General features: G+C 71.9%; 17 protein-coding genes and 1 pseudogene. 4 read left to right on the plus strand and 14 right to left on the minus strand.

Annotated features, from left to right (window positions below):
* Positions 1-111: 111 nt before the first annotated feature.
* The 3 genes from LZF96_RS20435 to LZF96_RS20445 form a co-directional block, all read right to left on the minus strand.
* Positions 112-1,875 carry a (2,3-dihydroxybenzoyl)adenylate synthase gene (locus LZF96_RS20435; protein ID WP_233874853.1) on the minus strand — a complete coding sequence of 588 codons (1,764 nt, stop codon included), beginning with the start codon at positions 1,873-1,875 and terminating at the stop codon, positions 112-114.
* A complete protein-coding gene (locus LZF96_RS20440) occupies positions 1,872-3,245 on the minus strand; it encodes an isochorismate synthase (protein ID WP_233874857.1) in 1,374 nt (457 codons plus the stop codon). The genes LZF96_RS20435 and LZF96_RS20440 overlap by 4 nt, the downstream gene beginning before the upstream one ends.
* A 156-nt stretch (positions 3,246-3,401) precedes the next feature.
* Complete coding sequence (locus LZF96_RS20445; protein WP_233874859.1) at positions 3,402-4,250, minus strand: 2,3-dihydro-2,3-dihydroxybenzoate dehydrogenase; 849 nt, start codon at positions 4,248-4,250, stop codon at positions 3,402-3,404.
* 1,020 nt (positions 4,251-5,270) lie between these two features.
* On the opposite strand from LZF96_RS20445, the gene LZF96_RS20450 reads away from it, so the two are divergent.
* Together LZF96_RS20450 and LZF96_RS26715 are read left to right on the plus strand one after the other, a co-directional pair.
* Entirely contained in the window at positions 5,271-7,733 is a 2,463-nt protein-coding gene (locus LZF96_RS20450; RefSeq protein WP_233874861.1) for a glycoside hydrolase family 9 protein, read from the plus strand.
* 267 nt (positions 7,734-8,000) lie between these two features.
* Positions 8,001-8,222, plus strand: a complete 222-nt coding sequence (locus tag LZF96_RS26715; protein WP_267941154.1) for a zinc ribbon domain-containing protein — start codon at positions 8,001-8,003, stop codon at positions 8,220-8,222.
* A 249-nt stretch (positions 8,223-8,471) separates the two neighbouring features.
* Here the strand turns inward: LZF96_RS26715 and LZF96_RS20460 are convergent.
* Positions 8,472-8,876, minus strand: a pseudogene (locus LZF96_RS20460) (PEP/pyruvate-binding domain-containing protein); the annotation flags it as partial.
* Positions 8,877-9,017: 141 nt separating this feature from the next.
* On the opposite strand from LZF96_RS20460, the gene LZF96_RS20465 reads away from it, so the two are divergent.
* Positions 9,018-9,251 carry a hypothetical protein gene (locus tag LZF96_RS20465; RefSeq protein ID WP_233874865.1) on the plus strand — a complete coding sequence of 78 codons (234 nt, stop codon included), beginning with the start codon at positions 9,018-9,020 and terminating at the stop codon, positions 9,249-9,251.
* A gap of 42 nt (positions 9,252-9,293) precedes the next feature.
* On the opposite strand, the gene LZF96_RS20470 is transcribed toward LZF96_RS20465, so the two are convergent.
* From LZF96_RS20470 to LZF96_RS20495, 6 genes are all read right to left on the minus strand, one after another.
* Positions 9,294-10,487 (minus strand): nucleotide disphospho-sugar-binding domain-containing protein, encoded by a 1,194-nt coding sequence (locus tag LZF96_RS20470; protein WP_233874867.1) that lies wholly within the window; start codon positions 10,485-10,487, stop codon positions 9,294-9,296.
* A complete protein-coding gene (locus LZF96_RS20475; RefSeq protein ID WP_233874882.1) occupies positions 10,475-11,776 on the minus strand; it encodes a nucleotide disphospho-sugar-binding domain-containing protein in 1,302 nt (433 codons plus the stop codon). Before LZF96_RS20475 ends, LZF96_RS20470 begins: the two co-directional genes overlap by 13 nt.
* 54 nt (positions 11,777-11,830) lie before the next feature.
* The gene (locus LZF96_RS20480) at positions 11,831-12,586 is read right to left on the minus strand and encodes an NAD(P)-dependent oxidoreductase (RefSeq protein WP_233874885.1); all 756 of its coding nucleotides are present in this window, start codon (positions 12,584-12,586) and stop codon (positions 11,831-11,833) included.
* A gap of 57 nt (positions 12,587-12,643) precedes the next feature.
* On the minus strand, positions 12,644-13,909 hold the full coding sequence (locus tag LZF96_RS20485) for a nucleotide disphospho-sugar-binding domain-containing protein (RefSeq protein ID WP_233874888.1): 1,266 nt from the start codon (positions 13,907-13,909) through the stop codon (positions 12,644-12,646).
* A gap of 196 nt (positions 13,910-14,105) precedes the next feature.
* Positions 14,106-15,914 (minus strand): ABC transporter ATP-binding protein, encoded by a 1,809-nt coding sequence (locus LZF96_RS20490; protein WP_233874891.1) that lies wholly within the window; start codon positions 15,912-15,914, stop codon positions 14,106-14,108.
* 70 nt (positions 15,915-15,984) lie between these two features.
* Entirely contained in the window at positions 15,985-17,721 is a 1,737-nt protein-coding gene (locus LZF96_RS20495; protein WP_233874894.1) for an ABC transporter ATP-binding protein, read from the minus strand.
* A 120-nt stretch (positions 17,722-17,841) separates the two neighbouring features.
* On the opposite strand from LZF96_RS20495, the gene LZF96_RS20500 reads away from it, so the two are divergent.
* Positions 17,842-18,501 carry a TetR family transcriptional regulator gene (locus LZF96_RS20500; protein WP_233874898.1) on the plus strand — a complete coding sequence of 220 codons (660 nt, stop codon included), beginning with the start codon at positions 17,842-17,844 and terminating at the stop codon, positions 18,499-18,501.
* Between the two features lie 37 nt (positions 18,502-18,538).
* On the opposite strand, the gene LZF96_RS20505 is transcribed toward LZF96_RS20500, so the two are convergent.
* Genes LZF96_RS20505 through LZF96_RS20520 form a run of 4 tightly spaced genes read right to left on the minus strand, consistent with a single transcriptional unit; the run spans position 18,539 to position 23,309 of the window.
* On the minus strand, positions 18,539-19,765 hold the full coding sequence (locus LZF96_RS20505) for a nucleotide disphospho-sugar-binding domain-containing protein (RefSeq protein ID WP_233874901.1): 1,227 nt from the start codon (positions 19,763-19,765) through the stop codon (positions 18,539-18,541).
* A gap of 29 nt (positions 19,766-19,794) precedes the next feature.
* On the minus strand, positions 19,795-20,832 hold the full coding sequence (locus tag LZF96_RS20510; RefSeq protein ID WP_233874904.1) for a Gfo/Idh/MocA family protein: 1,038 nt from the start codon (positions 20,830-20,832) through the stop codon (positions 19,795-19,797).
* Between the two features lie 26 nt (positions 20,833-20,858).
* Positions 20,859-22,055 carry a DegT/DnrJ/EryC1/StrS aminotransferase family protein gene (locus LZF96_RS20515; RefSeq protein ID WP_233874907.1) on the minus strand — a complete coding sequence of 399 codons (1,197 nt, stop codon included), beginning with the start codon at positions 22,053-22,055 and terminating at the stop codon, positions 20,859-20,861.
* A 6-nt stretch (positions 22,056-22,061) separates the two neighbouring features.
* Positions 22,062-23,309 (minus strand): nucleotide disphospho-sugar-binding domain-containing protein, encoded by a 1,248-nt coding sequence (locus LZF96_RS20520; RefSeq protein WP_374203286.1) that lies wholly within the window; start codon positions 23,307-23,309, stop codon positions 22,062-22,064.
* Positions 23,310-23,365 lie beyond the last annotated feature (56 nt).

The raw sequence follows: 23,365 nt of genomic DNA on the forward strand, positions 1-23,365 counted from the left end.
GGTTGTCCTCCGGTACGGGGGCGGGTGACGGTGGTGAAGGGCGGGGTGCGGACGCACCCGGACCCCGGGGCCGGCCCCCACCGGGGGGAAGGCCCGCCCCGGGGCGGGGCGTCAGTCGTCGGCGACCGCGTCGCGGACGCGCAGGTCCTTCTTGGAGACCTTGCCGACACCGGTCTCCGGGAAGGACTCCACGATCCGGACGATGTCGGGGATCTTGTAGGCGGCCAGGCCCCGCTCCCGGACGAAGCGCCGCACGGCGGCCGGTTTCGGGGGCTCCTCGCCGGGCCGCAACACCAGGTAGGCGCAGGTGCGCTCGCCCAGGTAGTCGTCGGGCACCGCCACCACCTGCGCGTCGTGCACGGCCGGGTGAGCCAGCAGGACGTTCTCCACCTCGGCGGCGGCGATCTTCTCCCCGCCCCGGTTGATCTGGTCCTTGGCCCGGCCCTCGACGACCAGATGGCCGGTGGGCAGGCGACGGACCAGGTCGCCGGTGCGGTAGAAGCCGTCGGCGGTGAAGGAGCGGGCGTTGTGCTCCGGGGCCCGCCAGTAGCCGCGAATGGTGTAGGGGCCGCGGGTCAACAGGTGGCCGGTGGTGCCGGGCGGCACCTCGCGGTCGGCGTCGTCGACGATCCGGATCTCGTCGTCCGGTGAGATGGGCCGGCCCTGCGTGGTGAGCACGATGTCGGCGGGGTCGTCCGCACGGGTGTAGTTGACCAGCCCCTCGGCCATGCCGAAGACCTGCACGAGGTCGCAGCCCAGCGCCGGACGGACCCGGCGGGCGGCCTCCTCGGTGAACTTGGCGCCGCCGACCAGCAGGGTGCGCAGCGGGGCGAGGCGGGCGCGGACGGCGGGGTCGCGGACGGCCCCGGTCCAGGCGAGGGCCAGCGGGGGGACGACTCCGGTGATGGTGACGCCCTCGCGCTCGATCAGCGGGAAGGCGGTGTCCGGGTTGGGGGCTGGACACATCACCACCCGGCCGCCGGCGTACAGCGCGCCGAGGGTGCCGGGGGAACTGAGCGGGAAGTTGTGCGCGGCGGGCAGCGCGCACAGGTACACGCTCTCCTCCGTGACGCCGCAGATCTCGTTGGAGCCGCGCACGGAGTACAGGTAGTCGTCGTGGGTGCGCGGGATGAGCTTGGGCACGCCGGTGCTGCCGCCGGAGAGTTGGAGGAAGGCGAGGTCCCCGGGTTCCGGTCCGTCGGGCAACCGGCCGGCGGGGAGGTCGGCCGGGTCCCGGGGCACGTCGGCGAGGGCGGTGTGCGGGCCGGGGTCGCCGAGCACCAATACGTGGCGCGGGGCGGGGTCGGCGCTCTCCGCCACCCGGCCGGCGAGGGCGCGGTGGTCGAAGCCGTCGTGCCGGTCGGGCACGATCAGCGCGACGGCGTCGGAGTGGGCGCAGAAGTGCCGGAGTTCGGCCTCGCGGTGGGCGGGGAGCGCGAAGACGGGCAGCGCGCCGATCCGGAAGAGACCGAAGATCGTCTCGAGGAACTCGGCCCGGTTGGGGAGTTGGACGACGACCCGGTCACCGGCGGTGACGCCGAGGGTGAGCAGTCCGGCCGCCATCCGTTCGGCGCTGCGGTGCAACTCGGCGTAGGTGAGGCGACGTTCGCCGTCGACGACGGCGATCCGGTCGGGGTGGGCGGCGGCGCGGTCGCGCAGCACGCCGGCGAAGGTCTCGCCGCGCCAGTGGCCGGCGGCGCGATGGCGGGCGGCGAACTCCTCCGGCCAGGGGGTCCAGTCGCGACCGGCGACCGGTGGTCCGGCGGTGGCGCGCGGCGCGACGACGGGGGCGGGGGACGCGACGACGGGGGCGGGGGACGCGACGACGGGGGACGCGGCGGAGACGACGGGGTTCGCGGGGTTCACGGTGCTCACAGGTCGGCCTCCAGGGCGCGCAGCAGGGTGCGGAACTTGGCGCCGGTCTCGGCGGTCTCGGCCTCGGGGTCGGAGTCCGCGACGATCCCGGCCCCGGCGTACAGCCGCACGCCGTTGCCCTCGGCCTCGGCGCAGCGGATGGTGACCACCCATTCGCCGTCGCCCCGCACGTCCTGCCAGCCGACCATGCCGGTGAACCAGCCGCGGTCGAAGGGTTCCAGTTCCCCGATCACCCGGCGGGCCACCGGGGTGGGGGTCCCGCAGATGGCGGGGGTGGGGTGAAGCGCGCCCGCGAGTTCCAACGAGGTGGGGAACGGTGCGCGCAGGGTGCCGGTGACGGTGGTGGACAGGTGCCACATGCCGGCGGTGCGCACCAGGCCGGGCCGCCCGGGTATCTCCAGGTGCTCGCACCACGGCTCGAGAGCGGCGCGGATGTCGGCGACGACCACGGCGTGTTCGTGCAGGTCCTTGGGTGAGTCCAGGAGACGGGCGGCGCGTCGGACGTCCTCGGCCAGGTCGGGGCCGCGGGGTACGGATCCGGCCAACGGGTTGGCGACCACCCGGTCACCGGTGCGCGAGAGGAGCAGCTCGGGACTGGCGCCCAGCAGGGTGCGGCCGGGCCCGGTGGGCAGGGCGAAGGTGTGGCCGGTGGGATCGCGGCGCGCGAGGCGCTCCAGGACGGCGGGCAGGTCGGGGGGCTGGTCGGCGTCGAGCTCGAGGGTGCGGGCCAGAACGACCTTGTGGAAGTCGCCGGCGCGCATCCGGCGGACCGCCTCGGTGACGGCCGCGGTGTACCGGGCCGGTTCGGGCACGGGGCGCAGGCGCCACTCCCCCCGGAGGACGGGGCGGTCGGCGGGGAGGGCGATCAGGGGGTCGCCCTCCGGTGGGGGCGCGGTCCTCAGTTCGGCGGGGACGGCCAGGGCCGCCGGGCGGTCGGCGTCGAAGGGGACGGCGCCCATGACCAGGACGGGGGTGTTCCCGGGCGGGGTATGGCCCGGGTCGTGGTCGGCTCCGCCGGCGGATGCCCGATCGTCCCCCTCACCCCCACCTCCGGCGTCCCGGTGGCCGCCGAAACCGCCGGAGTCGGTCCCGAGGGTGGCCAGGGTGGCGGCGACGCGCTCGGCGACGGGGCGCTCGTCGTGCGGGACCACGGCGCGCACGCCACGTCCCAGGAGGGTGCGGCGGGGCGAGGCGAGGAAGCGGTCCCCGTCCGGCCGCCAGGCACGGAGCAGTGCGGTGGCCCGGCCGACGGTGTCCGCGCGGTCCGCCCTCGTCCCGGGGGTGTCGCCCGCCGAGCGGCCGGTGGGGGCGGCGGGGTCCCGGGGCGCGGCGGGCACGGGGCCGCGCACGACGACATCGGGTGTGGTCACCTGGTGCTCCTGTTCCTCCGGCCGGCGGGCCGGATCGGTCGGGCGGTGCCGGTGGGGGCGGGATGGTGCCGGTGGGGGCGCCGTGGGGGCGCGGGGATGGTCGGGTCGGTGACGGTGGCCCCGATGCCGGACGGCCGGCGGGCCGGTGCGCGGGGGTCAGACGCGCAGGGTGGCACCGCCGTCGACGTAGAGGTCGTGCAGGGTGATGTGCCGGGCGCGATCGGTGAGCAGGAAGGCGACGGCCTCTGCCACGTCGACCGGTTCGGCGATGCGCCCCAGCGGTATGCCGGTGCGGTAGGTCTCCGGATCACCGTCGACGACGCGGCGGCGGGCGGCGGCGGTCGCGGTGCCGTCGGGGTCCCCCGCCGGGTCCGGCCACAGTTGCCGCTGCATGGCGGTGTCCGTGGAGCCGGGCGAGACGACGTTGCACCGCACGCCGTCCCGGGCGACCTCCAGGCCCAGACATTTGGTGAACTGCGCGGCGGCGGCCTTGGAGGCGGCGTAGGCGGCCATGCCGGTACGCGGTATGCCGGCCGCGTTGGAGCCGACGGTGACGACGCATCCGGAACGGCGCGCGGTCATGCGGCGCGCGACCGCCCGGGAGGTGTGGAAGACCCCGGTGGTGTTGACGGCGAAGGTTTCGGCCCAGTCCCGGTCGGTGAGTTCGGTGGCGGGGGCCACCCGCAGCACGCCGGCGACGTTGACCAGGGCGCCGATGGGACCAAGGACGTCCTCGATGTCGGCGACGACGGCCTCCACGGCACCGGGATCGGTGACGTCCAAGGGGTGGGAGGTGACGGTGTCGGGGCCGAACTCCTTCTCCAGCGCCCGGATTCCGGCCGGGTCGCGGTCGGTGGCGGCCACTCTCGCGCCCATCCCCACCAGGACCCGGACCACGGCTTCGCCGATGCCGCCACCGGCGCCGGTGACCAGGGCGGTGAGGCCGGTGAGTTCGGCGTCGCGGCGGGTGGGCGGTTCGGTGGGGCGGTGGGCGACCTGCGGCACGACGTCTCCCGGTGGGGCGGCTCGGGCATGGACGACCGTCCGGGGACGGTCGAACGGCGCCCATGATCACGGACTCTTAGGTAAGGCTAACCTAATATGTCACACCCCGCACACCCCCGATCGACACCACCCGCCCGAAAGGACCGAGAGGGTGACGAGAGGTCAACCCCGCGACCACGCCGACCCCGTGGGCGTCGACGGGCATGCCGCCACCCGTGGCGGCACCCCGGCGCCGGGGGGTGACATCCGACTTCCGCCGCACCGCGCCCCATCATTAGGCAAGCCTTACCTTATGGTCGGCCCCGCCCTCCGGACAGTCACTCCCCGGCCGTTTCCCCGGCCGATACCGCCGACGCCCCGGGCCGGATGGCGCGTCACCCTCCCCCGGGGGACACGGGGGCGGCGCCGGGGCGCCCCATGGGCCCTGATCGGCCCGAAACCCCCCGCAAGCCCCCGGGTCCACACGGGTCCGCACGCCCCGGCGGGTGAGGCGACACGTTCACCTTTTGAACCTTGTCATGCTCATTGACTTCGCTTCGGAACCTCTGGCTTCATGTTGTGTGTCGCACGGGAGCCGCGGACCGGACGGCGGGTCCGGACATCCGCGTTCGACGACGCCCCCGTCGAACGCCCCGCCGTGACACCGCTCCACCCCGATCCGTGCGGGGTGGAGCACCGACGCACCTCCGGGTGCTGTTTTGGGAGCGCTTCCAGAAGGAGACCCAGCCCGCCTCATCGGTGCGGACCACCGGCGAGGCGGAAGCGAAGGTCAAGTTTTGGGAGCGCTCCCAAAAATCCCCCCGCCCCACCGCGAGGGGAACGACCGGACACGACGGACGGGACGGGAGCGACGGAGCCCGGTCGGGGCACGGCACATCGCCGCCACCCCGCCGACCGCGGGGACGTCCGGGCACCCGTCCCCGTTCACCTCCGATACGCATCCCACCGCCCCGGACGCCCGACCGGCCGGATACCGATCACCCCGCCGGAGCACCCCCCGGATCAGGAAGGACACCCCACATGCCCTCCCGACCGCACCACCGGCGCGGCCGCCCCGCCACCGCGACGGTCGGCCTCGTACTCGCCGCGCTCCTCCCCCTCCACCTCGCCACGGGTACGACCGCGCACGCGAACGCCGATCCGAGCCCCGTGCGGGTCAACCAGGTCGGCTATCTCACCGGCGCCGACAAGATCGCCACCGTGGTCTCCCCCTCGACCGTCCCCCTCCCCTGGGAACTGCGCGACGGGAGCGGGACGGTGGTGGCGAGCGGCACCACCGAGGTGCGCGGCCACGACGCCGCCTCCGGCGACCACGTCCACCACGCCGACTTCTCCGCCGTGACCACCCCCGGCACCCACACCCTGCACGTGCCGGGCGTCGGCACCAGCGTGGCCTTCCGCGTCGAGGGCTCCTCGCTCTACCCCGACCTGGCCGACGAGGCGCTGAACTACTTCTACTTCCACCGCATGGGCACCCCGACCGAGGCCCGCCACCTGCGGTATCCCGCCCACGCGCACGACGCCCTGCACCCGGGCGACGAGTCGGTGCCCTGTTACCAACAGTGGTGCGGGAACGAGCGGCTGAACGTCCGGTACTCCTGGGCCGACGCCGGTGACTTCGGCATCTACGCCGTCAACCACGCCATCTCCGCGTGGACTCTGCTCAACCTCCACGAGCGGTACCCCGACGCCCACCCCGACGGCTCGCTGAACATCCCCGAGAGCGGCAACGGCCGCTCGGACCTGGTCGACGAGGTGGAGTACGGCTCGCGGTTCATGCCCGGTCTGCTGCCCTCCACCGGGTTGGCCTCGCACAAGGTGCACAACCACGTCTGGAGCGCCTTCCCCACCTCCGTCGCGGAGGAGAACTCACAGGCGCGCTCCGCCCAACCGCCGTCCACCAACGCGACCTACGCCGTGGCGCGCACCACCGCCCACCTGGCGCGGGTCCTGGAGTCGGACGACCCGGCCCGGGCCGCCGAGCTGTGGGAGTCGGCGCGGGACGCCTGGCAGCGGGCGGAGTCGCACCCGGTGCTCACCTACCCCCACGCCCCGCAGGCCGACGGCGGAGGCGACTACGGCGACTCGAAGACCACCGACGACCGGTACGCGGCGGCCGTGGAGCTGTACCTGACGGCGGGCGCGCTGGGCGACTCCTCGGTGAGCGCCTACCGCTCGGCGGTGACCGGCTCCCCGCACTACGGGGAGATGGGCCAGTTCGACTGGGCGGAGGTCGCCGGGGCGGGCACTCTCTCGCTGCTCACCGTCGACAACGACCTGCCGGCGGCCGACCTGGCGCGGATGGAGTCGAACCTGCGGTCCTTCGCGGACTCGGTGATCGGCGTGCTGGGGAACGAGGGGTACCCCGCGGCGATCCCCGGCTCCTCGCCCTACCCGTGGGGCTCCAACTCCTTCATCGCCAACCGGATGCTGGTACTGGGCACCGCGCACGACGTGACCGGGGAGGCCGACTACCTGCGGGCGATGCACCGGGCGATGGACTACCTGATGGGCAACAACGCGATGCGCCTGTCGTACGTGACCGGCTACGGCGCCTTCGCCGAGACCGATCTGCACGACCGGCTGGCCTGGGGCGCCTACCCGGGGACCCCGTTCCCGCCCGGCTGGCTGTCCGGCGGCCCCAACAACGAACTGATCAACGACAACGCGACCCCCACCGGGCAGCCGCCCGCCAAGTCGTACGCCGGTCCGGACACCGCGCCGCAGGCGTGGGGGTCCAAGGAGAACACGATCAACTGGAACGCCCCGCTCGCCTGGGTGGCGACCCATCTGGACCGCACCGCCCACGAGTTGGCCGCGGACGACGGGAACGGCCCCGGCCCCGGTCCCGGCCCGGGTGACACCGAGCCGCCGACCGCCCCCGGCACCCCGACCGTCTCGGCCACCACCGCCGATTCGGTGACCCTCTCCTGGTCGGCGGCCACGGACAACGTGGGGGTGACCGGCTACCGGGTACTGCTGCTGGACGGCGGGGCGCGAACCCCGGTCGCCTCGGTCACCGGGACCACGGCCGTGGTCACGGGGCTGGAGCCGGACACCGTCCACACCTTCGCCGTGGAGGCGCGGGACGCCGCCGGGAACGTCTCGCCGTTGTCGGGGAGCGTGACCGCGCGGACCGCGCCGGGCGGGAGCGGCCCGGGGGCCGCGTGCGCGGTGGCCTACCGGTTGACGAGCCAGTGGCAGGGAGGTTTCCAGGCCGAGGTGACACTGACCAACAGTGGCCCGATCACCCTCTCGGGATGGTCTTTGACCTGGGACTTCCCCGGTGGTGAGAGCGTGTCGAACATGTGGGGCGGCACCGCCTCGCAGGTCGGCGGGCGGGTGACGGTCTCACCGATGGACTACACGGCGAACGTGCCCCCGGGCGGGTCGGTGACGGTCGGCTTCGTCGGGTCCGCGTCGGGCGCGACCGGGGTGCCGACCGCCTTCGCCCTCGACGGCTCGGCCTGCGCCGTCGAGTGAGCCCGCTCCCGGGCCCCGATGACGGGGCCCGGAACGGGCCCCGAGCGGCGGGGGTCGCGCGCGCCGGCCGGCCCCGGCACGTGCCGGCCCCCGCCTTCCGCGCCGCCCCGCTCGGGACCCGTGACCCCCCGGGTCGCATCATGAGACGATCACCTCTACGCATCCGCGCATCATCCGCACGCGTCACCCGAACGGTCCATCAGCGGGCGTCGCCCGCGGAGGTGCCCACGGACGCCATGAGGGGAACGGCTGGGGAATGGGGAGCGGATGGCCAGGGGAACCTTCCGGGTATTCGTCGGAAACAAGCGGGTGACCTGCCCGTTCTGCGACCATCAGATCTTCGCGCAGCGCGATGTGAAGCTCAACAGCACCGGGATGTCCCTGCTGGGCCTCGATTGGGCCAACAAGGCGGCCTGCGGCCTGATCTGTGCCCAGTGCGGCTACGTGCAGATGTTCGTGGATCCGCAGATCCGCTACGAAGCGGTGTGAGCCCCGGGCGCGCCGAACCCGTCGGCGCGCCCCCCGCGGGCGCCCGTCCCGACCCCCGTCCACCCCCTGGTAACCGCTTGCCGGAAACGGCGCGGAGGAGCAGGCTCGAGCCGGCGCGGAAGATCTCGCGCCGTTCCGCCACGCCCCCGCCCACCGGAGTACCCCGCTCATGGCACTGCCCCACGGCCACCGGTTCGACGACCACACCCCGAGCACGGTCTTGCCGAACATCTGGATAAGCCGCCGCTAGGAGTCCCAGGCGAAGCGCTCGTCGCCGGCCTGGGTGGCGAGCGCGCGGACCGAGGCGTCGGAGAGGCCGATGTTGAGGACGGTGTCCATCATGCCCGGCATGGAGAACTTGGCCCCGGACCGGACGGAGACCAGCAGCGGGTCCTCGCCGGTGCCGAGCCGCCGGCCCATCCGCCGCTGAAGCGCGTCGAGGTGCGCACTCACCTCGTCGCGCAGCTGCGGCGGCTCCGCTCCGGACTCCAGGTAGGCCCGGCAGGCCTCGGTGGTGATGGTGAAGCCCGGGGGTACGGGCAGGCCGAGCCTGGTCATCTCGGCGAGGTTCGCACCCTTCCCGCCGAGCAGATCCTTCAGGTCCTTGTGCCCCTCGGAGAAGTCGTAGACGTACTTCGGGGACGCGGAGGGTATCGGGCGCTCGGCCAGGCCGAGCGCTGGGGACGGAGGTCTTACTCGTGTTTCCGGCACGGGACTCGACTCCTCGTGAACGGCTGCCCTGACACCGGGAGAGCACCCCGCAATCTGCTCATCTGAGCATTGTGGCAATCATTCGTGGCAGGGGTCACGCTGTTGACGGCCGGCAATGGCCTCATTCCATCCTCAATCCTCCGGCGCACGCCGTCGACCGGACGGGCGGTGGCGAAGCGCGACGACACGTCGCCGCACAGCGGCGGCGCGAACACCGGACGCATCCGGCCGACGAGCGGTGCGGCGCACGTCACGCCGAGCGGCGAGCGGTCGCCGTTCCCGCTCGCCGCCCGGACCAGCGACCCGGTGGGCCGGTGATGGCGGGTTCTGGCGGGTTCCGGCGGTACCGTACGGACCGGCTCAGGCCCGCCGCGCGGGCACCGCCTGCCGGGCCACACCCTCCAGCGTGGAGACGACCCGCTGTGGCACCGGCATGCCGTCCGCCTCCTGTCGCAGGCGGTGCGCGGCCGATCGGTGGGCCGCCTCGGAGGACAGCCGGGACAGCGCCGCACGCACCTCGGACGCGTCTTCCTGAGCCGCCGCGTCGTCGAGGCAGATTCCCGCGCCCGCGTCGACGACCCGGTCGCCGTGCGCAAACTGGTCGGCCATCTGCGGCAGGACGAGCTGGGGCCGGCCGGCGGCGATCGCGGTCATGGTGGTCCCCGCGCCACCATGGTGGACGATCGCCGAACAGGTGGCGAGCAACAGCTGCAACGGCACGGGATCCACCAGCCGCACGTTGGCGGGCACCCGACCGATGGCCTCCCGGAACGCGCTGTCCACCGTGGCGACGGCCTCGACGCCCGCCAGACCCGCGAAGCTCCGCAGGATCGCGCGCATCAACGGCACGCCGTGCAGAGCCAGGGTGCTGGTGCCCAGGCACACGGCCACCCGCCGGCCCGGGGCAGATGCCGCGGTCCCGGTCACGAACTCGGTCGGCACCGCGCCGCTCCCGTTGAACGGCATGGCCCGGATCGGGAGTCCCGGAGCGGCCCCGGGCAGTTGCAGGCTCGGCGGGCACGGATCCACGATCACAGCCGGTTCCGGGAGGTCCTCCAGACCCATCGGGCGCAGCAGGTGCTCCAGGGAACGCCAGGCGGCGACACGTACGGCGGCGGAGACCGGGTCCACCCCCCACCGGTGAAGGACCACGGGGATGTCCAGCAGCCCGCCGACGATCACTCCCTTGGCCTCCATTGGGTCGGCAACGATCAGGTGGGGGGCGTACGCGCGAGTGAAAGTGAGGTACTGCGGCAGCACCTCCTCGGTCTGCGCGACCCACGTGGGGGACATGGAGGTCAGGCTCTCCGGCGTCACCCGGCCCCACGCCGCGAGCGGCCGCTGCCCGGGTGCCAGCGACCTCAGCGTCGATTCCACATGATCGAACCGGCCGCCGTAGCTCACCCCCACGAGCCCGGCGGTCCCGGCGGCTCCCATCACATCCGGCTGGCTCAGCACCGTCACCTCGTGACCCGCGGCCCGCAGCGCCCAGGCCAGCGGGATCATCGGGGTGAAGTGGGTGGGCACCGGACTGCTGATCATCAGGACACGCATCGGGCCCCCTCGTGCTGCTGTGCCGTCCGGCGCTCCAGCTGCACCACGACATCACCCGGGTGCGGGACCTGAAGGGAGTCCCGGTGCAGCGCGTCGGCGCCGGCCTGGAAGGAAGGTTCGTCAAGGAGGCGGCCGAGCAGCGCGCGCAGGCGTTCGCTCGTGTCGGCGCCGCGCCGGGCCGTCAGCCCGGCGCCCCGGTCCGCGACGAAGCGTGCGATGTCGGAGTAGTCGCCGGGTTCCGTCGGGGCGATCAGCTGCGGGACCCGATGCGCGACCGCTGCGGCCAGCGTGCCGCCGCCGCCGTGATGGACGACGGCCGAGCACGACGGCAGGAGTACGTTCAGCGGGAGGTAGTCGATCGTCCGCACGTTCGCCGGAACGTGGGGCACGTCCGCCAGCTGACTGTCGTTGACGGTGGCGATCAGTTCCAGGGGCATGCCGTCAACCGCGCCGAACAGGTCGGCGACGAACGTGTCGCCGCTTTCCGAGGACCGGCCCGCGCTCACCCCCAGGGTGAGGCAGACCCGCGGGCGTCCGGGCGGTGCGTCCAGCCACGCGGGCAGTTCTGCCGCGCCGTTGTACGGAATCCGCCGCATCGCCACATAGTCGAGGTCGACGGGCAGACGCATCCGGGGCGGCATCGTGTCGAGTGTCCACTGGCCCGTCACCAGCTCTTCGCTGAACTCGATTCCGAAGCGCCGCAGCACCGGCCGCATCGCCTCCGCCAGGGGATCGCGGCTGCCTTCCGGCCCAGCGGCATCCGTGCCGGCCTGCCGCGCCAGGAGCATGGACCGCACCCAGCCCAGCTTGTCCAGACCCCACAGGATCCGCGCGTGCGCCGCCCCGCAGACCCGGGCCGCCACCGCGCCGTGGAAGCTGAGGGAATCCCAGATCACGAGGTCGGGCCGCCATCGCACGGCGAAGTCCACCAGGTCGTCAAGCAGCGGGCGCCTGTCCGTCCCCGGCTGCTCGTCGAGGAAGTAGTGGCAGAACGGCATCAGCAGATAGTTGCGAATCCAGGTGTGGAGATGTTCGTCCTCCGTCTGCAGCCACAGCGGATCGACCATGCGGTCGATCGTCTCGTTGCCGGCACAACTGCGCAGCCACGCCCACTGGTCCGCCGGTTCGCCGACCACCACCGCGGGCAGACCGGTGCCGACGGTGTGTCCGGCCAGCTCGGGATGGCTGGCGACCCGGACCTCGTGACCGGCGGTCCGCAGGGCGTGTGCCAGCGGCACCATGACGGCCAGATGCGACACACCTGGAGGCGAGACGAAGAGCACGCGCACGGGTTTCTCCTTCTGATCGGTTGACCGGCATGCCGCCGCCGGACACCAGCCCGCTCACTGGCCGGCCGAGTTGACACGAGGGGGGACGGTGGCTTCGAGGACCGTGCGGTAGTAGCCGGGGCCGAACCCCATCCGGTTCACTTCCGGCACGAGCCGGCGGAGCTTGTCGATGGCTATGTGGTGATGCGTGCCCACGTCCTCGTAGGCGCGCTGCGCGCGCACCCCGAGACGGTGCTCCAGGTGGTCGACGATCCGGTCCGTCGGCACGGCCGTCCCGGACGCCACGTTGACGGTTTCCCCGTGTACCCCGTTGCCGAGCAGGCTGTCGATGATCGTGACGACGTCGTCCACGAGGATCAGGTCCCGCGCCGAGCCCCGGTGGATCAGCACCCGGCCCTGGCGTACCTGCCGGATCAGAGCCGGTATCAGCTGATGAGGCGGCTGGTCACGGCCGACGAGATGACCCAGGCGCAGGATCAGGCTGTCCGCGCCCGAGGCCCGCAGCTCCTCTTCGAGTCGGTACTTGTGTGCTCCGTAGGAGGTGCAGGGCGTGATCTCGCTGTCCTCCCGCCCCGGGCCGTCCACCGCGCCGTACATGCCCGTGGCCGCGGTGGAGAAGAAGACCAGGCGGCGGCCCGTTCGCACACACCGGCGAACCGTCTGCCGTACAAGATCGGCCTCGCGCGCGAAGTCCGCCTCCGATGTGCCGCTCGCCCACGAGACGCCGGCCGCCAAGACGACCGTGTCGGGATGCCGGTGGGCGATCGGCCGCAGGTTCCGGGCGAGAAATCCGTGCCCCATGATGTCCATAGCGATATGTCCTCTTTCTCCAGCGAGCCGTGCACCCGACGGCCCGGCGATCCGGTGTCAGCTGCCGGCGAGGGCCAGCTCTTCCAACGAGGCCACGAGGGCGGCGGGCGAAGGGTTGCCGGCCATCTCCCGGGCCAGTTCGCGGGCCGCGGACCGATACGCCGGATCCGTCAGCAATGCCTTCGCGGAGTCGGCTATGGACGTCGCATCGGCCGCGGAGCAGTGCAGGGTACGCGCGGCGCCCGCCGCCGCCAGCCGGTCGGCGATCACTTCCTGGTCCAGTCCCAGCGGGAGCGTCAGCTGCGGTACCCCGGCCGCCAGGGCGGTCATGGTGCAGCCCCCACCGCCGTGGTGCACGACCAAATCCGCTCCCGCCAACAGCAGATGCAGGGGTACGTTCTCCACAAGCCGCGTGTGGTCCGGGAGTTCGCCGAGCCGCGCTCGGTCGGCGGCGGCCAGCGCAACGGTCACCTCCGCGCCGGCCCCGGCCAGTGCCGCCAGCGCGGCGGGCACCGGAAACGGGCCGTCGCCGTACATGGTGCGCACCGACGTTCCCCATACAACGCAGACGCGGGGCCGGCCGGAGCGCAGGGGCCGATCGTGCAGCCACCCGGGCGCGGAGCCCGACCCGTTGTAGGGGACGTAACGCGCCGGGAGCCGCCGGGCGCGCAGGGGCGGCGCCACACTCGCCGGACTGGGGTCCACGACGTGCTCGAAGATCTCCGGCGTCAGGTCCACACCGGCACCGTGACGCCGGAACACCCCCATACGGTCCGTGGGCAGGAACGTCGCGCCAGGTCCGCCGTCGGCCGCCACGCCTCTGGGGCGGTCGTCGGGACCGAGCGGGCCCCAGAGCGCGAGCACCGCGGGGACCTCGAGTACGCGTCCGACCAGCGGCCCCTCCAGGCTCATCTGATCGTGCACCACGAGATCGGGCCGCCACGCGCGGGCGAAGGTCACGGCTGCGTCAGCGCTCCGCAGGGCGATTCCGGCCGCGAGATCGGTGTTGTCCCTGATGTAGGCGTCGAGATCGAAATCGTCGAGCGACGCCAGTGGCCGCCCTGTCTCCGGGTGGGGTGGCAGCTGGGTGAACGGCCATTCGCCGGCGCGTGCCTTGAGATAGTTGTGGACCCGCACCCGGACGGGCATGTCCACCGCCTCCAGGACAGGGACCGGTGTCAGTCCGGCGTGCGCGGCAGGCGCGCTCTGGCTGCCCGCGCACATCACACGCACCTCGTGACCGGCGGCCTGGAGCGCCCAGCCGTGCGGGACCATGGCCGACCAGTGGGTGGCCCAGTTCGAAACCGTGAACAGCACACGCATGGATGTCTCCTCGGTTGCGCCCGGCCGTCCAGGCCGTGCCGAGTGGCAGGCGGACGGGGCGGGAGGGATGTACGGGCGTACAGGCGCACCAGGCCCGTCGCACGATGTGCGGCCCGGCACACGACGAAGCCCCCGCCGGCCGGACGGCAGGTCAGGCCCGGTCCGGCCGGCGGGAGCTGTGCGGGAGGGGGATGCGCTACGGAGCCACGGCGTTGTCGGCCTGCGGGGCGAACTGGGACTCGTACAGCCGTGCGTAGACCCCGCCGGCGGCCATGAGCCGAGCGTGGGAGCCCTGCTCGACGATGCTCCCGGCGTCCATCACCAGGATGGTGTCGGCGTCCCTGATCGTGGAGAGCCGGTGAGCGATGACGAAGCTGGTCCGGTCCGCACGCAGTGAGGCCATGGCCTGCTGGACGAGCAGTTCGGTGCGGGTGTCGACCGAACTCGTGGCCTCGTCGAGGACCATGATGGCGGGCCTGGTGAGGAACGCCCTGGCGATGGTGACGAGTTGTTTCTCGCCGGCGCTGAGATTGGTCCCGTCGTCCTCCAGAACGGTGTCATAGCCGTCCGGCAGGGTGCGGATGAACCGGTCGGCGTAGGCTTCGCGGGCCGCCCGGACGACACGGTCCCGATCCGCGCCGCGGTCTCCGTAGGCGATGTTCTCGGCGATGGTGCCGGAGAACAGCCAGGTGTCCTGGAGCACCATCCCGATGTTCCCGCGCAACTCGGCGCGCGACATCCGGGATATGTCCGTGCCGTCCAGCCCGATCCGTCCGGCCGTGGGTTCGTAGAACCGCATCAGCAGGTTGACGAGCGTGGTCTTGCCGGCGCCGGTGGGTCCGACGATGGCGACCGTCTCGCCGGGCTGCACGGTCAGGGACAGTCCCTCGATGAGCGGTTTGTCCGGCTCGTAGCGGAACGACACCTGGTCGAAGGTGACCTGCCCCCGGACCTTGTCCGGCCGGATGGGTGACGCCGCGTCGGGGCGCTCCTCCTCGCTGTCGATCAGCTGGAAGACCCGTTCGGCGGAGGCCACGCCCGACTGCATGAGGTTGGCGTACGCGGCGACCTGCGTGATGGGGTTGTTGAACTGGAGGGTGTAGCCGATGAACGCCTGGACCTCGCCGATGGTCATCGTCCCGGACGCGACCCGCAGCCCCCCGATGACGGCGATGAGGACGTAGTTCAGATGGCCGATGAAGGCCATGGCGGGTTCGATGGCGCCGGAGAGGAACTGCGCCTTGGCACTCGACCGGTACACCTTCTCGTTGTGGTCCTCGAACGTGCTGATGGCCTCCGCCTGCCGGCCGTGGGTCGTCACCACGGCGTGACCGCTGTACATCTCCTCCACGTGGGCGCTCAGCGTGCCGGTCGCGGCCCACTGGTCGACGAAGTGGGGCTGCGCCCGCTTCGCGATCTTCTTCGCCACCAACCCGGCTACGGGCACCGTGACCAGAGCGACCAGCGTGAGGACCGGTGAGAGCACCAGCATCATCGCCAGCGCTCCGATGATGGTGAGAACGGCCGCCACCAGTCCGCCGAGGGCATGCTGAAGCGTCTGCGAGATGTTGTCGACGTCGTTGGTGATGCGCGACAGGATCTCGCCACGGGGCTGCCTGTCGAAGTGGCTCAACGGCAGTCGGGTCAGCTTGGTCGCCGACTTCTCCCGGAGGCGGTAGGCCACGCGCTGGGAGATCCTCGCCGTCAGCCGGCCACGGATGACGGCGAAGAAGACGGCACACAGGACGAGCACGCCCACGACCCACAGGGAGCGGGCGACCCGGTCGAAATCGACGCCGTCCGACCGCGCCCCGTCCACGATGATGTCGGTGACTCTGCCGAGCAGCAGCGGCAGCGACATGGTCAGCGCGATCGTCACCACGCCCGAGAGGACGGTGGCGATCAGCAGGAACCGGTCCGCTCGCATCTCCCGCAGCAGCCGCAGGGCGGACGCACGGAAGTGCAGGGCCTTGTCCGCCGGGGCGTCGGTGCTCTCGTCACTCATACCGCATCACCTTCTTTCCGGCCCGCCGCGCCCTTGGGTACGGTCGTTGTGTCCATGCGGTGCCACCGCGTCATGAGGCCGCCTCCTCTTCACTCAGCTGCGAGAGGACGATCTCCCGGTAGACGGCGTTGCCCGCCAGCAGTTCGCGGTGGGTTCCGGTGCCGACGACCCGCCCCTGGTCGAGCACGACGACGCGGTGGGCGTCGCGGATGGTGGCCACACGCTGCGCGACGATGATGACGGTGGCGTCGCCCAGGGTGTTCGCGAAGGCCGCCCGCAGCGCTGTGTCGGTGGCGTAGTCCAGGGCGGAGAAGCAGTCGTCGAACAGATAGATCTTCGGCCGGGTGACCAGCGCGCGGGCGATGGACAGCCGCTGGCGCTGGCCGCCGGAGAGGGTATGTCCCCCCTGGCCGACGGGCGCGTACAGCTGGTCGGGCAGCGCCTCGATGAAGTCCCGTGCCTGGGCGATGTCGAGAGCCGTCCAGAGATCCTCGTCGGTGGCCCGGGGGTTTCCGTAGCGCAGGTTCGCCGCGATGGTGCCGGAGAACATGTGGGGTTTCTGCGGTACGTGGCCGACCGTCCTCGCGAGGACAGCCGGATCCAGGTCGCGGACGTCCACGCCGCTGATCCGGACGGTGCCTCGGTCCGGGTCGAACAGGCGCGGCACCAGGTCGAGCAGGGTGCTCTTGCCGGCCCCGGTGGAGCCGATGACTGCGGTCGTCTCGCCGGGCCGGGCTGTCAGGTCGACCCGGCGCAGCACGGGCTCTTCGGCTCCGGGGTAACGGACCTCCACGCCCTGGATGTCCAGGCTGCCCCCGCCGCGCGGCAGCGGAACGGCCTGGACAGGAGCGCGGACGCCGGGTTCGGTCTCGAGGACTTCCGTGACGCGCCCGGCGCAGACCACGGCGCGCGGCGCCATCATGAAGGCCGCTGCCGCGATCAGCACCGACTGGAGGATCTGTAGCAGGTAGTGCAGGAAGGCAATGAGTGACCCGACCGCCATGCCGCCGTCGTCGACACGGTGGCCGGCGAACCACAGCACGGCGATGCTGGACCCGTCCATGACCAGGATGACCGCCGGCTTCATGAGGGCCATCAGCCGTCCCAGACGCAGCGAGGCCGCGGCGAGCTCGGTGTTGGTCTCGGCAAAGCGGGCCCGTTCGTCCTTCTCGCGGGCATAGGCCCGGATGACCCGGATGCCCGAGATCTGCTCCCGCACGACGCGGTTGACGCGGTCGACGTAGTCCTGAAGGACCCGGGAAACGGGCCCCATCCGCATGATGATGACGGTCAGGATGCCGATGAGCACCGGCAGGATGGCGAGCAGGAGCAGCGACATCGGTACGTCCTGGTTGAGCGCCAGGACCAGGCCCCCGACACCCATCACCGGAGCCACCACCATCATCGTGAGCGTGACCAGCACCAGCATTTCGATCTGCTGGATGTCATTGGTGGTGCGCGTGATCAGCGACGGCGGCCCGAACCGGCCGACCTCCCGGGCGGACAGCCCCTGGACCTTGTGGAAGACCTCGGAGCGCAGGTCACGGCCGACTCCCGTCGAGATGCGGGCGCTGACGTAGACCGCGACGATGGAGCAGGTGATCTGCACGACGGTGACGGCGAGCATCACGACCCCGTTACGGAGGATGTAGTCGCTGTCACCCCGAGCGACGCCGGTGTCGATGATGTCGGCGTTCAGGGTCGGCAGATAGAGCGTGGCGAGGGTCTGCGCCAGCTGGAGCACCATCACCAGTGCGATGAGTCCGCGGTAGGGGCGCAGGCGTACCCGTAAAAGCCGGTAGAGCAAGGGATACCCCCCAGGGTTCGGCAGCCGCATGGAAAATTGCCATCGAGGCGACTATGCCACATATGGCTAAGTAAACCCAGTGGCTATTTACACCGACTGGCAGCTGGCTACACTGGGGGCATGGTCTCGGACTCGCCTTCTCCGCTGTCCCAGCTCCCGCTCCGCGAGCGGAAGAAGCTGCGCACCCGGAACTCCCTGGCGGAAACGGCCCTGGCCCTCTTCTCCGAGCACGGCTTCGACGAGGTCTCCCTCAACGAGCTCGTCGACCGGGTCGAGATCTCCAAGCGGACGTTCTTCCGTCATTTCGCCTCGAAGGAGGACGTGGCGATCGCCGCCGAGGCGGAGCTGTGGGATGCCTACGTCGAGGAGCTGGCGAGCACCGAACTCACCGGCTCCGTGCTCACCGCGCTGCACACGGCGCTGATCTCCACGATCACGGGCATGGGCGACGACTGGGACAAGCGCTTCCTGGCCACCCGCAGACTCATCGCCGGCACCCCGGCGCTGCGCAGGCACAGCACCATGCTCTCCTTCCAGGTCCAGGAGCGGCTGGTCGAGGAGCTCGAACGGCAGCTCGGGGTGGACAGTCGGTGGGATGTGCGGCTGCGCCTCCTCGGCGAGTTCACCCTCGGCATCTACCGGTGCGGGGCGAGGAACTGGTCCGCCGGCCGCGGCGAGGGAGGCGACACCGGCTACGGCCGCCGGGTCACCCTCGCCCGTCGTGTGCAGGAGGCCTTCGAGCAGGTCACGCCCGCCCTCGACCTGACGGTCGCCCGCTGACGGTCGCGCCGAACGTCAGCGTGCCGCCGAGGTGGGCTCACCGCCGGTGCCGGGCGACCAGATTCTCCAGCGAGGGCACGATGTCGTGGGGACTCGGGATCTCCTGAAGGGCGCGATGGAGCCCCTCCGCTCCCGCCCTCAGCGACGGGTCCGACAGTGACCGGGCCACCCCCCGCCGCAGGTTCTCCGCGGAGAAGCTCCCGGGGTCGATCACCAGCCCGGCGCCGCGCCCGGCGACGTACGCGGCCGTGGCCGCCTCTCCCCAGAAGGCCATGGGAACGACGACCTGCGGTACCCGGTGCGCCGCCGCGGCAGCGAAGGTCCCGCCGCCGCCGTGGTGGATCACCGCAGAGCAGCTGGGGAGCAGCACATCCAGCGGCAGGTAGTCGATGAGGCGCACATTGTCCGGCACGGTGGACGTCGTACGGAGCCGGGACGCCTCAACCGTGGCGATCAGCTCGACGTCGAGTTCCGCCACGGCCGCAAGCACGTCGTCGAACGACGTTCCGCTCACCCGGAACAGCTGCCGTCCCCGTCCGCCCACCCCCAGCGTCAGACAGACCCGGGGCAGCCGAGGCTCCGTGCGCAGCCAGTCCGGCACCACGGCCGATCCGTTGTACGGCACCCGGCGGACCGCGAGGTAGTCCACGGCGGCCGGCAGCCGCAGGCCGGGCGGCATCGGGTCGATCGTCCACTGCCCCACCAGCAGCTCGTCCTCAAGCTCAAGGCCGGTCGCCCGCCGCATCGGGTCCATCAGCTTCCGCAGCGCGGCGTCCGCCCCGTCCTCGCCGAGCTGCCGGGAACGTTCCCCGGCCCGCTCCCACAGCCACGCCACATTGTCCTGGCCCCACAGGAACCGGGCGTGCGCGGCCCCGCTGACCCGCGCCGCGAACGCGGCGGACACACAGAACGGGTCCCAGATCACCAGCTCCGGCTCCCAGTGCCGGCAGTACGCGACGAGATCGTCGAGCGCCGCGGCGGAGATGGCCAGCGCGTCGGTGATCCGCTCCCACTTGGCCGCCCAGTCACCGGCACCCTCCCCTCCGGCGCCGAGCGCGAGACTGTCGTCCAGTACGTCCAGATTCTCCGTCCTGGACCCGAACTCCACCACGCGCCTGAGCACGTCCCGGTCTCCGAGGGGCACCGCCGTGAGCCCTGCCGCGCCGACGGCGTCGGCCAGCCCCGGGTGCACGGCCACCCGCACCTCGTGCCCGGCGCCCCGCAGTGCCCACGCCAGTGGCACGACGGGATGCAGATGAGCCACTGCGGGAAAGATATTGAACAGAACGCGCATCAGGCCCTCCTCACCCCGGCGCCCGCGGCCGCTCGCGCGTCCGCGCCGCGCCCGTCACCGACCAGGCGGGCGTACCGGCGGATGTCGTCGATCAGACCCGCCGTCCGCAGCGACTGCTCGCCCGGTGCGGCGCCCCGCCGCACCGCCCGGACGAAGGCGTCGACGGCGTTGCGGACCTGATCGTCGCACGGCAGCGCGAGCTGTTCCGCGCCGCTGTCGCGCTCCAGTGTCACGCTGGGCGGACGGTCGGCAGGCAGGGTGAACACCCGGTCGGCGACGATCCGCCCGTCGGTGCCGCAGAACTCGTAGCGATTGGCGTAACCGTGATCCAGACCGAAGACGAGATCGACCGCCGCCCCGGCCGGAGTGGTGAGCAGCGCGGCACCGGAGGTGTCCACGTCGAAACCGCAACCGTGGGTGAGCACGGCGCCCACCACACTCTGCTCGGGGCCGAGGAACTCCACTGCCGCGCGGACGGGGTAGACACCCACGTCCCACAGCGCGCCGCCGGCGAGCTCGGGCCGATAACGGATATCGGAGTCCGGCCTGCGGGGCACGGTGAACTGAGCCCGGAAAACGCGCAGTTCCCCGATCGCTCCGTCGGCGAGCAGCTCCCGGATCGCCGCATGCTGGGAGTGGTGCACAAACATCATGTTCTCCATCAGGACCACCCCCCGCTCGCCGGCCAGCGCCATCAGGTCGGCGGTGCGCTTCCGGTGTGTGGTCATGGGTTTCTCCACCAGCACGTGCCGGCCGGCGCGGAGCGCCGCTTCGGCCCACTCGGCGTGCAGGGCCGCGGGCAGTGGCAGGTACACCGCCTCCACTTCGTCGTCCTCCAGCAGCCGCTGATATCCGTGCACCGCGCGGCATCCGTAGCGGCGCGCGAGCGATTCCGCCTTGCCCGCGTCCCGGCTCGCTATGGCCGTGAGCTGAACGCCGTCGGCCGCGGCGAACGCCGGCAGCATCCGGCGGCGCGCGAACGACGCGCACCCCAGAACACCGACTCGTACCGGTCTCATCGCCTCGGTCTCACCCATGGTGCCTCCATCGTGTCGTGCTGATCTCAGGGACGGGTCGGGCGATGCCCAGCGCCTCGCGCCTGGCTCCTGGCTCCCGCTTGACGCTCGACGGCACGGCGAAGCGCAGCTGCCACCGAGCGAACGTCGTCGTCGGCGAGCCCCTGGTGCAGCGGCAGCAGCAGAGTGCGGTCGGAGGCTGCGTCGGCACCGGGCAGCTCCCGTTCGTACGCGCGGTACGCGGGCACCCGGTGCAGCGCGGGATACCGGCAGGTGGTGTACACGCCCTGTTCGAGCATGTCCGCGGCGACCAGGTCGCGAAGCGAAGGATCGAGCTGCACCCAGTAGAAGTAGTGAGACGTGACGTGACCAGCCGGGAGCGGAGGCGGCAGGGCGACCCCCTCGCAGCCCGCGAGTAGCCGGTCGTACATCGCCGCGATTTCACGGCGGCGCTCGACGAATCCGGGCAGCCGGCGCAGCTGCACGCTGCCGATGGCGGCGGCGATGTCGTTGCCTATCACCCGCCGCCCGAAAGCCCGCACATTCGGCTCCCACCACCGCTGGGACCGGCCGGCCGTGGTGAACCCGCTCTCCTGGTCGAGCCCGTGATAGGCCAGTAGCCGGGCCTTTCGCGCGAGGGCCTCCTCGCGTGCGTAGAGCATCCCGCCGTCCCCGGTGACCAGAATCTTCATCGAGTCGAAGCTCCACATCGCGAGGTCGCCGAACGCACCGCACGCCGTACCGTCCGCCCGGGAGGCCACGGCGCAGGCGGCGTCCTCGACCAGCTTGATCCCCCGCTCGCGGCACAGCGCGGCCACTGCGGCGACATCACCCGGGTATCCGCCGTAGTGCAGCAGCACTACGGCCTTCGTGCGAGGCGTAAGGGCGCTCTCCACCTGCTCCACCACCGGGTTGAGCGTGCGGGGATCCACGTCGCAGAAGACCGGCCGTGCGCCGGTGGAGGCGATGGCGTTACTCGCTGCCACGAAGCTGGTGGATGGGAGCACCACGTCGTCCTCGGGTCCGAGTCCGAGCAGTTCGGCGGTGAGAAACAGGCCGGAGGTCGCCGAGTTGATGAACACCAGGCGCTCGGCCGGCACATCGATATGGGCGGCGAACTCCTCCTCGAACAGCTTGGTGCGCGGTCCGTGCCCGAGCCAGTTGTCCGCGAAGACTCGCGCGACGGCCTCGACCTCTTCTTCGCCCAGGCTGGGCTGGAAGACATTGATCATCAGTGCTTGCACCCCGACTCACTGTCGATACTGCTCGGTCAGGCGTTCGAGTACGGGTACGGTGTCGCGCGGCGTCGGCGCCTGCCGGACCTCCGCGTGCAACGCGGCAGCGCCCGTCCTGAAGGACGGGTCCTCCAGCAGCCGCGTTGTCTGCCGTTGGACGACGTCCGCCGTCAGCTCGGACACCGGCACGACCAGTCCGGCGCCGCGAGCCGCCACGTGCCGAGCGGCGTTGGCCTCCCCCCAGAAGGCCATGGGAACGATCAGCTGCGGCACCTCGTGGACGGTGCTGGCCGCGATGGTCCCGTCCCCGCCGTGGTGGATCACAGCCGAGCAGGTCGGCAGCAGTTGGTCCAGGGGCACATAGCTCACCGCGCGCACATGCGGGGGGAGAGTCCCCAGGGCGGCTCGCTGGGCCGCGTCGACCGTGGCCACCAGTTCGATGTCGAGCTGTGCCAGCTTGTCGACGAGCTGCCTCAGCTCCACACCGCTCTCCCGGAACAGCTGCCGCCCCCGGCCACCCAGCCCCAGGGTCAGACACACCCGGGGCCGGCCCGGGCTCTCGCGCAGCCAGGCCGGCAAGGCGGTGGCTCCGTTGTACGGCACCCAGCGCATCGGGACGTACTTCTCGTCGACGGGCAGCCGCAGGCCGGGCGGCAGCGGGTCGATCGTCCACTGGCCGTGCAGCATCTCCGCGTCGAACCGCAGCCCGTGCTCCTTCAGCATCGGTTCCATCAGCCAGCTCAGGGGCTCCGCGAGCTGGGCCCCGTCACCGCCCAGCCGTTCCCGGGCCTTCGCCCACAGCCAGGCCACGTTGTCCTGGCCCCAGAGCAGACGGGCGTGCGCGGCGCCGCAGCTCCGGGCCGCGAGTGACGCCGGGACACAAAGCGGATCCCAGATCACCAGCTCCGGCTGCCAGTGCCGGCAGAAGCCGACCAGATCGTCCAGGGCGGGACGGTAGACCATCAGCGTACCGACCAGCTGCTCCCAGGTGGACGCCCAGTCCTCGTCGTCGTCGCCGTCGACCACCAGCGCGTCGGTGAGGGAGTTCAGCTTCTCCAGGTCGGAGTTGAACTCGACGACGCCGCGCAGCAGCGGATGGTCGCCGAGCGGTACCGGGGTCAGACCCGTCGCGCTGACCGCATCAGCCATGTCGGGGTGGACGGCTACCCGCACTTCGTGGCCCGCACCCCGCAGCGCCCAGGCGAGCGGCACGACGGGATGCAGATGCGCGGTAGCCGGGAAGATTGCGAAGAGGACTCGCATCGCGGCCTTTCTTGTTCTGGTCGCCAAGAGAAGGGACAGGAAGGGGATCCGGGCAC

Source organism: Streptomyces sp. ST2-7A (assembly GCF_021390475.1).
Taxonomy (GTDB): Bacteria; Actinomycetota; Actinomycetes; order Streptomycetales; family Streptomycetaceae; genus Streptomyces.